Origin of the sequence: Streptomyces sp. NPDC056373 (assembly GCF_042262425.1) — a bacterium.
Classification (GTDB): domain Bacteria; phylum Actinomycetota; class Actinomycetes; order Streptomycetales; family Streptomycetaceae; genus Streptomyces.
This window is the reverse complement of the sequence record NZ_JBHJPX010000014.1, coordinates 242,948-254,786: the sequence shown is the minus strand read 5'-3', so window position 1 is coordinate 254,786 and position 11,839 is coordinate 242,948. Positions and strand designations below refer to the sequence as shown.

Below are 11,839 nucleotides of genomic sequence, written 5' to 3'. Positions count from 1 at the left end.
CCCGGGGCCGACGTTCGGTAAGGCCCAGGCCAGAGCTGAGGCGTGGTTCCGTTTCCGGTCAGCCGGCCCACAGCCGGAAGATCAGCCCGAGGGCAGCGCGAAGGTCAGCCGGAGGGCAGCGGGAAGGTCAGCCCGCCGACAGCCGGAAGGTCATTCGCCCGAAGCCCACCTGGTCGCCCTCGCGGACGACGGCCGCGCCGACCACGCGCCTGCCGTTCACCGTCGTGCCGTTGGTGGAGCCGAGGTCGCGCAGGACCCACAGACCGCCCTGGTGGCGGAGTTCGGCGTGCACGCGGGAGACCGTCTCGTGGTTGAGGCGCAGTCCGCTGGCGGGGTCGCGGCCTATGCGCAGCGGATGGCCGTGCGAGGGGTGGGGCAGCTGCAGCTTGGGCAGCCGCTCTGCCTGCCAGGCCCTGCGCAGCCGCAGGGAGAAGCCGGAGACGGCCTCGACGGTGCCGAACACCAGGCGCGAGAGGCGGCTCTCGGTGCGCAGGTCGGCGGTGAGCGCGGCGAGTTCGTCGGGGCGTCGGGCGGCGAGCGCCAGTTCCATGCGGTGGACGAACGTGTCGTGGGACAGGCGGCCCATGGCGACGCCGTCGCGGAGCACCTTCAGCACCCGGTCGCGCTCCACGTCGGAGAGCCGCGCGGGGGACGTGTTGAACTCGAAGGACGACGTCACGCTGGTGATTGTCGGGCAGTGCGGCCGGGCTGTCCAGGAAACGGGAGATCGGCCGCCACACGCGCGTACCCGGTGAGACCCGCCGCAAATGGGTGGATGCCCCGGCGGATTGATCTCATGTGACGCACCATGGACGGGCTACCTCATGGTGAACAGACGAAGGGGAACCGTCCGTGCAGTTCGAGGTGTGGGCACCACAGGCCCGTCGTGTGACGCTCCGGTGCGACGACGTCACACGCGTGCTGGAGCGCGATCCGGAACGGGCGGGGTGGTGGTGGGGCGAGGCCGATGCGCGCGAGGGGTCCCGCTACGGCTTCGCGCTGGACGACGGGCGCGTGCTGCCCGATCCGCGCTCAAGGCGGCAGCCGGACGGCCCGGACGGGCTGAGCGCGGTCGTCGACCACGAGCGGTACCCGTGGCGCGCGCAGTGGCGGGGGCGCCCCCTGGCCGGCGCGGTGCTGTACGAGCTGCACGTGGGGACGTACACCCCCGAGGGCACCCTGGACGCGGCCGCCGAGCGGCTCGGGCATCTCGCCGAACTGGGTGTCACGCACGTGGAGCTGATGCCGCTCACCCCCTTCCCGGGCACGCACGGCTGGGGCTACGAGGGTGTCTCGCTGTGGGCGGTGCACGAGCCGTACGGCGGGCCCGAGGCGCTGAAGCGCTTCGTCGACCGGGCTCACGAGCTCGGCCTGGGCGTGGTGCTCGACGTGGTGCACAACCACTTCGGGCCCTCCGGCAACTACCTGCCCGTCTTCGGCCCGTACCTCACGGACACCCACCACACCCCGTGGGGCGCCGCCGTCAACCTGGACGCGCCCGGCTCGGACGAGGTGCGCGCGTTCCTGATCGGCAGCGCGCTGGCCTGGCTGCGCGACTACCGGATCGACGGTCTGCGCCTGGACGCGGTGCACGCGCTGGTGGACACGCGCGCGTGCCACTTCCTGGAGGAACTGTCGGCGGCCGTGGACGCCCTGGCCGCCGAGACGGACCGGCCGCTGTTCCTGGTCGCCGAGTCGGACCTGAACGACCCGCGGCTCATCACCTCCCGCGCCGAGGGCGGCCTCGGGCTGCACGCGCAGTGGAACGACGACTTCCACCACACTCTGCACACCACCCTGACCGGCGAGTCGCAGGGCTACTACGCCGACTTCGCGCGCGCCGGGCTCGGCGGGCTCGCCAAGACCCTGACCGGCGGCTGGTTCCATGACGGGTCGTACTCCAGCTTCCGGGAGCGCCACCACGGTCGCCCGCTGGACCGCACACGGGTCGCCGGGCACCGGCTGCTCGGCTACGGCCAGACCCACGACCAGATCGGCAACCGCGCCCAGGGCGACCGGCTTTCGGCCCTTCTCTCCCCCGGGCTGCTGGCGTGCGCGGCCACGCTGGTCCTGACGGCACCCTTCACCCCGATGCTCTTCATGGGCGAGGAGTGGGCGGCGGGCACGCCCTGGCAGTTCTTCACCGACCACACCGACCCGGAGCTCGCGGACGCCGTACGGCGGGGCAGGCGGCGGGAGTTCGCCGCGCACGGCTGGAAGGAGGAGGACGTGCCCGACCCGCAGGATCCGGCGACCCGGGACCGTTCCTGCCTCGACTGGTCCGAGCCGGAACGCGAGCCCCACGCGCGCATGCTGGCCTGGTACCGGCAGCTCCTGGCCCTGCGCCGCGAGCAGCCGGACCTGACCGACCCCGACCTCGCCGACACCAAGGTGGCCTACGACGAGGAGCGCCGCTGGATCGCCTTCCGGCGCGGGGACGTCCTCGTGGCCGTGAACCTGGCCTCGCAGGAGGCAGACCTGCCGCTCGGGGTGCCCGACGCGCGTGTGCTGGCCGCGTGGGAGCCGGTGGAGCGGCCCGGGGCGGACGGTGTGGTGCGGCTGCCCGGGGAGTCGGCCGTGGTGCTGCTGCAGGGGTGAGCGCCCGGCGCGTCGGGGGAGTTCGGCGCGCGGCGCGTCAGGGGAGCTTCGCGTCCTGCGCCTCGATGACGGGTGCGAGGAGCCCCGGCCTCGCGATGCGGGCGCCGCCCACCGCGGTGCAGACGAAGATGGCGTCGCCGTGGCGTACGACGGTGGTGCGCAGCGGGCGGGGTGTGCCGGCCTCGGGTGTGACGACGCCGCGGTAGGCGAGCGCCTCGTCGCCCACCGCAGGGGTGTCCTCGGGCTCGAACGGGTCGTACAGCTCGCTCTTGCCGTGCGCCTGGACGGTGAAGCCGAGGGAACAGCCCTGCACGGCGTCGGCGAGGAGGCTGTCCATCGCCGTCAGCGCCCCGCCCTTGTCGTAGACGGCGAGCGTGACGTGGATGCGGGTGCCGGGGGCCTCCCGGGTCGCCACGAGGCGGCTCAGGGCGGCCTGCGGCCTGCCGAGGGGCAACTGGTGCGTCATGGCGGCCAGCGGGGTGCAGGCGTTGCCGGTGATCTCTCGCGCGGACCGGGCGAAGACGGGCTTGTCCCCGGCCGGGTCGAAGGGCCGCACGGAGTAGCCGGTACCCAGGTCGGCCGCCGTGACCACGAGCGTGGTGAGGCGCTGTGCCGGTGTCTGGTGCCGTACCGGGGACGCCGTGGTGCCCGGCGCGGCGGGCGCGGTGGCACCGGAGCAGCCGGCCAGGCACGTGAGGGCGGCGGCGGTCAGCAGGGACACGGCCACGACGCTGGGCTTCATGCGCGGAGGATAGCCGTACGGCATCGCGGCGCCGCGGCCCTACGGGACGTCGTCGGGGTCCCCCAGATCCGTCACCCGCTCCAGCAGGATCGGCTCCCAGGCGCGACGCAGCCGGGTACGCAGGAGGGTGGCGTCCTTGCCGGTGAGGTCGCCGGCGAGATGGACCAGGGCGTCGCAGCGGGCGAGCCACAGGCCGCGCAGGCAGGGGCGGGCGCCGTAGCCGGCGAGCGTGGCGGCACGTACGGCGGCGGGTGAGCCTACGGCGAGGGCGAGACCCGCGATGTCCTCGGCCGGGTCACCGACGGCCGTGCCCGCCCAGCCGAGCACACCGCGCACCCTGCCGTCGGCGCTGACCACGAGGTGGCCGCCCGTGAGGGCGTGGTGGGTGAGGACCGCCGAGCCGGGCTGGGCGGCGAGCTGGGACGCGGCGGGCGGGGTGAGCTGGTTCAGTCGGGCGGGGTCGAACTCGTCGGCGTCGGCGAGGCGTTCGGCGGCGCGTACGGCGGCCCGGCGCAGTGCCTCCAGGGAGCGCGACGCGGCGCGCGGCACGCCGAATGTCTCGGCCTGCCGGACCGGCACCTCGCGCAGGCCCGTGAGCAGCCCGGCGAGATCGGCCTCACCGACGGCGGACACGTCGTGCTCCTCCCCCGAGCCGCCGGGCACCTTGGTGTCCAGCGTGTAGCTCAGGCCGGGGGCCCACTCGCCGTGCGCGACGCTGACCGGCACCGCCACCGGGACGTGCGGGCGGACGAGGTCGCGCAGGCGCAGTTCGCGGCGCTGACGCAGGGTGGCCTCCCGGTCGGGGGCCAGGCGCAGCACGTGGCGGGTGCCGACCCACCAGGTGACGGGGTCGGCATCCGCTGTGGCGGGCCGGACGTCGGGGCCGGGACCGCTTCCGCCCTGCCGGTTCTCCTTGCCGCCCCGGCCGCTCCTGCCGCTCGCGGCGTTCTTGCCGTCCTTGGGGCTCTGGCCGTCCTTGGCGTTCTTGCCGTCCTTGGCGTCGTCGAGGAGGGACTGGACCAGCCGGCGGACGGTGTCCGCGGTGGGTGTGGGTGCCTGGGTCATGGTCGCGCCGTTGCCGTTCGGGAGGCGAGCTGGGGACATCGGTGCCTCACTCCACTATGGCCAGCTCGCGCGTGGTGGTGTTCAGGCGCCGCCCGCCGTCCTCGGTGACGGTCACGATGTCCTCGATGCGGACCCCGAACCGGCCGGGCAAATAGATGCCCGGTTCCACGGAGAAGCACATGCCGGGCACGAGGGGCCGTTCCTCGCCCTCGATCATGTAGGGCGGCTCGTGGGTGGTGACGCCGATCCCGTGTCCGGTGCGGTGGATGAAGTACTCGCCGTAGCCCGCGTCGGCGATGACCCGGCGGGCGGCCCGGTCCACGTCCTGGCAGGCCGCCCCGGGCCGCACCGCGCGGAAGCCGGCCTCCTGGGCCTCGCGCACCACGGTGTGCACGTGGCGCTCCTCGTCGGTGGGTTCGCCGACGTGGACGGTGCGGGAGGTGTCGGAGCCGTAGCCGTCCCGCAGGCCGCCGAAGTCGAGGACGACCATGTCGCCCCGGGTGATGACGCGCTCGCCCGCCTCGTGGTGCGGGTCGGCGCCGTTCGGGCCCGAGGCGACGATGGTGAAGTCGACCTGCTCGTGTCCGTGGCGGCGCAGCAGCCGGTCGAGGTCCGCGGCGACCTCGGCTTCCCTGCGTCCGGCGAAGGGGACGCCGCGGATCTCCTCGAACGCCGCGTCGGCGGCGGCTCCCGCGGCCGTCATGAGGTCCAGCTCCGCCGTGTCCTTGACGGCGCGCAGCATGGGCAGGGCCTCGGTGAGGGAGGCGTGGGAGCTGCCGGGCAGGGCCCGCTGGAGGGCCAGCAGGTGCAGCGCCCAGGCGTTGTCGCTGATGCCGAAGCGGCCCGAGGTGTCGAGGAGGGCGGCGGTGGCGGCGTAGGGGTCCTTGCCGTCGGTCCAGTCGCGCAGGGTCAGCGCGGCCGCGCCGGCCGCCCGGCGCGCGTCCGGGGCCTCCAGCGCGGGGACGACCAGGACGGGGTCCTGCCCCGCGGCGAGGACCAGCAGGGTGAGCCGCTCGGTGACCGCCGGGGGCGTGTAGCCGGTGAGCCACACCATGTCCGGCCCCGGGGCGATCAGCAGGCCCGCCAGACCGGCCTCGGCCGCCGTGCGCGCGGCTCGCTCCATGCGGGCCCGGTAGTCGTCGGCGGTGAAGGACGCTGCCGTGCTTCCGGTCATCCGGGCCTCCCAGACGGACGAAGGGGCTACGGGCAGCATCCTGCCCGGCCGAAGGGGGCGGCGCGAGCCGTCTGGGGGCATTCACCCGGCGACCTGCCTAACGACAATGGATTGCCCTGGCATTAGCTCTAATGCTTAGATGAAGATCTTCCATTAGCATTCGATCGAGGGGGTCCACGACGGTGCTGGTACTCGCACACATCAGCGATCTGCATCTGGACGCGAGCGCGCGGGCCACGGAACGCGCCGAGCGGGTGCGCGACCGCCTCCGGGAGCTGCCGGGGCCCTTGGACGCGCTGCTGGTGACGGGGGACATCGCGGAGCACGGCACGGAACCCGAGTACGAGGAGGCCGCCCGCATCCTGGGGCTGCGGACCGGTGACACGCCGTTCCCGGTGCTGACCTGCCCCGGCAACCACGACAGCCGCACGCCCTACCGCAAGGCGCTGCTGGGCCGGCCCGGGGGCGAGGGGCCGGTCAACAGCGTGCAGGTCTTCGACCACGGCGCGGTGTTGATGTGCGACTCCAGTGTCCCGGGCCGCGACGACGGGGAGCTGGACGAGGAGACGTACGACTGGATCGAGACGACCCTCGACGAACTCGACGACGGACTCTCGGCCCTGCTCGTCCTCCACCACCCGCCGGTGGCGCTGCACCACCCCCTGCCCGACTCCTACCCGTTGCGGCACCCCGGCCGGCTGGCCGGTCTGCTGGACCGCCGGCCCGAGATCGCCGGGCTGATCACCGGCCACGCCCACACCCCCGCCGCCACCACGTTCGCCGGGCGGCCGCTGGTCGTCGGACCCGGCGTGACATGGACGCTGCGGCTGCCCTGGGAGGGCGAGCAGATCGCGGACCGGGAGGCACCGCCCGGGTTCGCCCTCCACGTCCTGGACGACTCGGGCCGGCTCACGAGCCACTTCCGCGTGGTGCCGTGACGGTGCGGGCTCACGAGCCACTTCCGCGACGCGCCACGAGGGTGCGGCTCACGAATTGCTTCCGCGTCGCGCCACGAGGGTCCGGCTCACGAGTTGCTTCCCCGTGGTGCCGTGCGGGCGCGCCTCACGCCTCGACGGCCGGTACGAGCGTCAGCTGCTCGTAGCCCCCGCTGCGGTGGCGGACCGTCAGCCTGACCTCGGAGCCCGGGCGGGCACGGGCGACGGCCCGGGCCAGATCGGCGGCCGTGTCGATCCGGGTCGCGCCGAAGGCGAGGAGGACGTCGCCGCGCACCAGACCGGCGGCCTGGGCCGGCCCGGGGACGTGCAGTCCCACGACCACGGCCCCCGGCTTGCGGGCGTCCATGACCTGCACACCGAGGGAGGCGGCGGTGGGCGAAGAGGGAGCGGAGACGGGCGAGGGAACGGGAGGTGACGGGGTGTGCCATCCGCGAGGGCCGAGGCGTGCGCCCTTGCCGAGCACCGTGGTCCCCATCGCCCCGAGGCCGATCCCGGACAGCACCAGGACCGCGCCGGCGAACCCGGCGAGCAGGACGTTGAGGAGCCTCCTCCCCCGGCGCCGGGCGGCGTGCGGGCGCGGCCGTGCCGGGCCGGGCCCCGTACCCGGCGCGGCCCCGCCGGGGTCCTGCCCCGGCATCGGCTTGGGTCGCAGCGCGGTCTGTTCCATGGCTCGCCTCCGGATGGTGCCGATCGGCTCCGGCCGGTCCCGGAACGATCTCGGCAGGTGCTCTACCCGGCGCATCGGCGGCCGACGAGCCACGAACGAGTGAGACTGACCGAGGGCCTCAGCGGCCAGGGGGCGGCGCCGAACGCGGGCACGGCTCGTACCGCACCCGGGTCTCCGGGGGCGGTACGAGCCGTGGAGCAGGTGGCGACCGCCCGGCCGGTGTGGCCCTCCCGGCGGATCGCCCCCTCACCGGAGGAGTCCGCCCCAGGCGATCGCCGAGCTCAGCGAAGGGCGGGCACGGGTAGGGCGGGTGGCCGGCCCGGGAGGAAGCCGTGGGTGCGCCGGGACAGCCACGCGTCCTTGTAGCGGTCCACCTCCCGGTGCCAGTGGAGAATGCCGGACAGCCAGTTCCGCAGGTCCGCCACGTACTCGCCCATCGCCGCTCGTGCATCCGCCGAGAGCCGGAGGTCGTCGCACAGGACGGGCAGTTCGTGTGCGACGACGTGCTCGAACTGGCGCATGCGCTGGCTCATCAGGTCGTGCACGATGCCGAGCCCGGTCGGGTAGTCACAGCCGAAGAAGGTCTGCACGACGAGGATCGCGTTGTGGATCTCGCCCTCGAACTCGATCTCCTTCTGGTACGAGAAGACGTCGTTGAGGAGGCACGCGAAGTCCATCGCGGCGTTCTCCAGGGAGCGCACCGGACCGCTGCGGTACACCTCGGCGGGGATGGCCGGGCCGTGTCCCCTCCGGCACAGGCTCAGGGTGAGCTCGGAGCCGAAGGTCGCCCTGCGCATCTCCAGGTAGTCCACCGGGTCGGGCACACGGTTCTGGAGCTGGTTGGACAGCTCCCACAGCCAGCTCTCCGTCATGGCGTCGACCGCGTCCTTGAACGAGCGCCGATCCTCGGGCGTCATCCCGTCGGTGGTGCGCGCCCACAGGTCGGCCAGTCCGCGTTCCATGGCGTTCGCCGGGAGCGGGGGCTCCTCACCGTCGACCGGCATGCAGTCGGACAGGCGGGCCGTGGCCAGCCGGGCGGCTGCGAGGTCGCGGCGGTGGCCGTAAACCAGCGGGTAGTAGTCGTCGCCGTAGGTGCCCCAGGCGAGCCACTGCGCGCTCAGGTCGAGGGCCTCGGACGTGGCGTCCGGGTCGATGCCGGCCGAGCAGAGCGCGAGATCGTAGGCGCGGAGCTTGTCCTCGTCCCAGACGCCCTCGGCGAGGATGCCCACGCGCTCCGTCCACTCGCGCAGGTTCCGGCGGGCGTTGTCGAGGTGCGGGCTGAGCTCCAGGGGGAACGGCATGCGGATGTCGGGGATGCGCGAGGGCCCGACCTTCCGGTACGGCACGTGCGTGAAGGAGCGCAGCCTCCCCCACTGCCCGACAGGCGCGGGCGGTGCCCCCATCGCTCCGGCCGTGGCGAACAGGGTGCGGACGTCGGCCGCCGACGTGCCGAAGCCGGTGCATCCGGGCCAGGGACTGCCGCCGCGCACCGCGTTGTCGTTCATGTAGCGGCTGGAGCGCAGATGCCATTCGTGGCCGCCGGACTGCCAGTCCTGAAGGCCTTTCGTGTACGCCGCCACGGCCGCGAGTTCGTCCGGCCGCAGGCCCTTCTCCAGGGCCACGGCGGGCACTTCGGTGAACGCCGTGTGCTCGAACTGGTGGAGGCGGGAGGTGAGGATGTCGTTGACGGTGTCGGCGGCCTCCTGGGTGGTGCAGCCGAAGAAGGTCTCCAGGACGAGCACGCCGTTGCTGTTCTCGCCCTCGTCCTCGACCTCGCGCTGGTAGGAGAACAGGTCGTTGCGCAGGTGCACGGCGTCGGAGAACGTCTCCATCAGCACCCTCAGCGGCCTGGTCCCCGCGACGGGGTCGGGCACTTCGGCGGTCGCGTACTCCACGAGCCCCGCCGACCAGGGGGCGCCGCCGACCTTGCGGCGCATCTCGATGTACTCGACGGGGTTGGCGATCCGCCCCTCGTTGATGTTGGACAGCTCCCACATCGACTCGTTGAGCAGGTGCTCGGTGGCCACGGCGAAGCGCCGGCGCCACCCCTCGGACATCCTCGGCACCGTGCGCGCCCACAGGTCGGCGAGACCCGCCTCGACGGGGTTCTCGGGCGCCGGGACGGGAGCGAACAGGTCCAGCGGCATGAACAGCGGCAGCCGGTCCAGGTGGGCCTTGCCCGCGGCGCGGTCCGGGCTGCGCTTGTACATCTCCAGGAAGTGGTCGTCGAAGAAGAAGACCCACACGTACCAGTCGGTGATGAGGGAGAGGTCGGGGCCGTCGCAGTCGGGGTGGGTGTACGCGCAGAGCAGGCCGTAGTCGTGCGCGTCGAGGTCGGCCTGTTCCCAGACGCCGGACCCCTCCAGCATGCCCATCTCGCGCGCCCACTCGGTCGAATGGGCCCGGGCCTCGTCGACGTGCGGATTCAGCCGCGCGGGGTGCGGCAGGTAGAAGTGCGGGAGTTCGAACGGCTGCGTCATGGCCGGGCCCTACCCGGGGGTCCACGGCGGCATCCGCCGGACCGGACATGATCACACTATCGCGTGAATCGGGGCCAACACGGGAGTCAGGGAGAGGACTTGTGGCGTTCCTCCCCCGACCTCAGGTTCCCCCTCACTCCTTACCGGAGTCCCGCACCTGGATCAGCGCGTGCGTGCCTCCGGTGCGCCAGCGCCCGCCCTCCGCCGCGACCAGGGCGGCCTCGGTGTGCGCGTCGAGGCCGGTGATCACGTCGGACTTCAGGGTGCGCAGGGCGGCGACCGGGCCGGGGAAGTGGGCCGTGACGTCCGGGAAGGAAGTCGTCGGGGCCCACAGCCGGTCGCCCACCAGGCGGCGGTAGTTGAGGTCGCCCTTGACGATCGTGAGCGTGGCCGAGGCGAACTCGGCGCGCAGGTCGCCGGGCATCTCCTCGTACGGCAGCGGGGCGCTGGAGAAGGGGTGGGCGCGCAGGGTGAGGCTGCCGTCGGCCAGGGCGGACCAGAGCCTTCGCCCGTACGCGGCGGCCGCGCCCTGGGCGCCGGTCAGCCGGCGCAGCGCGTCGACGACGTCGGCGGTGGTGGCGTCCGAGACGTAGTAGGGGTAGGGCTTGACGTGCAGGACCGCCTGCCCGATGCGGCCCGTCCGAAGGAGATGGGCGACAAGGAGGAGGTCGGGGACGAGTTCGCGGCCCGCGTTGTCGGCGACCAGGCACAGTGTGCCCCCGCCGGCGTCGTCCAGCAGCGACCAGAGCCGGTCGCTGTCGTCGGCGACCAGGCCGGGCGCGGCGTCCGCGGCCCGCGCGCCTTCGGCGGAGAGGCGGAAGCCGAGGTCGGCGCGGTTGCCCCACAGGGAGCCGTGCAGCAGAGCCTGTGCCTGTTCGGCGGCCGGGCGGTCGGCCAGGTCGTCGAGGGCGGCGAGTTCACGGTCGGTCTCGGCGGAGTCGAGTTCGGCGAGCTTGAAGGGGCGGAAGGGGTCGATGCCCTGCCAGGGGCCGGGGCCGAAGAAGCCGACGGCCTGGAGCAGCCGGCGGTAGAACCAGCTCTCGGACCACAGCCACGGCACGTCGAACCAGGAGCGTCCGGTGTGTTCGCGAAGCCCCCAGGTCTCCCAGCGGTCCCGGTCGTGCGCGTCGGCGGGGAGCGGTTCGATGGTGCCCTCGGTGCAGTTGGCGAGCAGTTCGTCGAGGGCGCGGTGCTGCGCGGGTTCGTACGGGAAGGCGTCCCGGACCTGCTGGATGATCGCGGGGTGCCGCTCGGCCAGCACACTGTGGGGGAAGGAGCCCGGCCGGTCGGCGAGGAGCAGGGGTGCGGAGGGGGTGTCGGGCATGGGCCTCACCGTAACGCGCCCGCCCGTCGCACGGGTCGCGCCGCCCGCCGTCGGGTCACACGGGGGCGATCTCCCGCTCCAGGCGTGCCGCCAGGCTCAGATAGCGGGCTCGGCGGGTGACCGGGACCAGACCGCGGATCAGTATGTTCCACATCTCGGCCGTGCGGCGGGGCTGGCGCGCGACCGGCTCGCGGGAGCGCCCCACCACGCGGGTCCCGACGAAGAAGCAGACCAGCGAGTGGGCCACGACGTCGATATCGATGTCGGGGTGGACGTCGGACTCCTTGACCGCGCCGACGAGCCGGGCCGTGACGATGTCCAGCCACTCGGTGAACGGGTGGCTCAGCGGCGGCCGGGGCCGGATCCCGCCCGTGGCGAGCCGCAGCCCGGCCCGCAGCACCGGGTCCTCGACGGACTGGCGGGTGATGCCGAACGTGAGGCGCATCAGCGCCTCCAGAGCGGTGTGGCCGCGGTTGTCGGTCTCGGTGGCCAGTCGGCGGGCGGTGTGCGACTGAAGTTCGAGGATGGCGTGGGCCAGATCCTCCTTCGCCGCGAAGTGGAAGTACAGGGCACCCTTGGTGACGTGAGCGTGCTCCACGATGTCGCTGAGACTGGTCGACTCGTAGCCGCGACGGTCGAACAGGTCAGCGGCGGCCGTGATGATCGTCGAGCGGGTCTGCTCGGCTCGCAACTGCCTCGCCATCGACTGAACTCTCCCGGGACGGAAATGAACGGGTCATGCCGTTTGTTTTTACCCCCCGTACACGATAACTCACCCTGAGAGGGCGCTCATCACGCCAGTATGCCGGAGTGCGGGTGCACATCCGGCAGAA

The 11,839-nt window shown here is 73.2% G+C and carries 10 protein-coding genes; 2 read left to right on the top strand and 8 right to left on the bottom strand.

Annotation, left to right across the window (positions count from 1 at the left end; translation table 11 throughout):
- Window positions 1–127 precede the first annotated feature (127 nt).
- The gene (locus ACFCXS_RS28855; protein ID WP_376646256.1) at window positions 128–679 is read right to left on the bottom strand and encodes an FHA domain-containing protein; all 552 of its coding nucleotides are present in this window, start codon (window positions 677–679) and stop codon (window positions 128–130) included.
- Between the two features lie 173 nt (window positions 680–852).
- On the opposite strand from ACFCXS_RS28855, the gene treZ reads away from it, so the two are divergent.
- Window positions 853–2,598, top strand: coding sequence for a malto-oligosyltrehalose trehalohydrolase (treZ, locus tag ACFCXS_RS28850; RefSeq protein ID WP_376646255.1), 1,746 nt, complete (start codon window positions 853–855; stop codon window positions 2,596–2,598).
- A 37-nt stretch (window positions 2,599–2,635) separates the two neighbouring features.
- Here the strand turns inward: treZ and ACFCXS_RS28845 are convergent, their stop codons facing one another.
- Genes ACFCXS_RS28845 through ACFCXS_RS28835 form a run of 3 tightly spaced genes read right to left on the bottom strand, consistent with a single transcriptional unit; the run spans window position 2,636 to window position 5,579 of the window.
- On the bottom strand, window positions 2,636–3,340 hold the full coding sequence (locus ACFCXS_RS28845) for a hypothetical protein (protein ID WP_376646254.1): 705 nt from the start codon (window positions 3,338–3,340) through the stop codon (window positions 2,636–2,638).
- A gap of 39 nt (window positions 3,341–3,379) precedes the next feature.
- Window positions 3,380–4,405, bottom strand: coding sequence for a phosphotransferase (locus ACFCXS_RS28840; protein WP_376646284.1), 1,026 nt, complete (start codon window positions 4,403–4,405; stop codon window positions 3,380–3,382).
- Between the two features lie 46 nt (window positions 4,406–4,451).
- A complete protein-coding gene (locus ACFCXS_RS28835; protein ID WP_376646253.1) occupies window positions 4,452–5,579 on the bottom strand; it encodes an aminopeptidase P family protein in 1,128 nt (375 codons plus the stop codon).
- Between the two features lie 182 nt (window positions 5,580–5,761).
- On the opposite strand from ACFCXS_RS28835, the gene ACFCXS_RS28830 reads away from it, so the two are divergent.
- Window positions 5,762–6,517 (top strand): phosphodiesterase, encoded by a 756-nt coding sequence (locus tag ACFCXS_RS28830; protein WP_376646252.1) that lies wholly within the window; start codon window positions 5,762–5,764, stop codon window positions 6,515–6,517.
- 124 nt (window positions 6,518–6,641) lie between these two features.
- On the opposite strand, the gene ACFCXS_RS28825 is transcribed toward ACFCXS_RS28830, so the two are convergent.
- The 4 genes from ACFCXS_RS28825 to ACFCXS_RS28810 form a co-directional block, all read right to left on the bottom strand.
- On the bottom strand, window positions 6,642–7,202 hold the full coding sequence (locus ACFCXS_RS28825; protein ID WP_376646251.1) for a PDZ domain-containing protein: 561 nt from the start codon (window positions 7,200–7,202) through the stop codon (window positions 6,642–6,644).
- A gap of 281 nt (window positions 7,203–7,483) precedes the next feature.
- Complete coding sequence (cyc2, locus tag ACFCXS_RS28820; RefSeq protein WP_376646250.1) at window positions 7,484–9,682, bottom strand: germacradienol/geosmin synthase Cyc2; 2,199 nt, start codon at window positions 9,680–9,682, stop codon at window positions 7,484–7,486.
- A 133-nt stretch (window positions 9,683–9,815) separates the two neighbouring features.
- Window positions 9,816–11,006, bottom strand: coding sequence for a damage-control phosphatase ARMT1 family protein (locus tag ACFCXS_RS28815; protein ID WP_376646249.1), 1,191 nt, complete (start codon window positions 11,004–11,006; stop codon window positions 9,816–9,818).
- Between the two features lie 55 nt (window positions 11,007–11,061).
- A complete protein-coding gene (locus tag ACFCXS_RS28810; protein ID WP_376646248.1) occupies window positions 11,062–11,709 on the bottom strand; it encodes a ScbR family autoregulator-binding transcription factor in 648 nt (215 codons plus the stop codon).
- Window positions 11,710–11,839 lie beyond the last annotated feature (130 nt).

What these genes read in the sequence shown, in the direction of transcription:
- ACFCXS_RS28845 (WP_376646254.1), bottom strand. Translation starts at nt 3,340, where the DNA reads ATGAAGCCCAGCGTCGTGGCCGTGTCCCTGCTGACCGCCGCCGCCCTC.
- ACFCXS_RS28840 (WP_376646284.1), bottom strand. Translation starts at nt 4,405, where the DNA reads ATGACCCAGGCACCCACACCCACCGCGGACACCGTCCGCCGGCTGGTC.
- ACFCXS_RS28835 (WP_376646253.1), bottom strand. Translation starts at nt 5,579, where the DNA reads ATGACCGGAAGCACGGCAGCGTCCTTCACCGCCGACGACTACCGGGCC.
- ACFCXS_RS28825 (WP_376646251.1), bottom strand. Translation starts at nt 7,202, where the DNA reads ATGGAACAGACCGCGCTGCGACCCAAGCCGATGCCGGGGCAGGACCCC.
- cyc2 (WP_376646250.1), bottom strand. Translation starts at nt 9,682, where the DNA reads ATGACGCAGCCGTTCGAACTCCCGCACTTCTACCTGCCGCACCCCGCG.
- ACFCXS_RS28815 (WP_376646249.1), bottom strand. Translation starts at nt 11,006, where the DNA reads ATGCCCGACACCCCCTCCGCACCCCTGCTCCTCGCCGACCGGCCGGGC.
- ACFCXS_RS28810 (WP_376646248.1), bottom strand. Translation starts at nt 11,709, where the DNA reads ATGGCGAGGCAGTTGCGAGCCGAGCAGACCCGCTCGACGATCATCACG.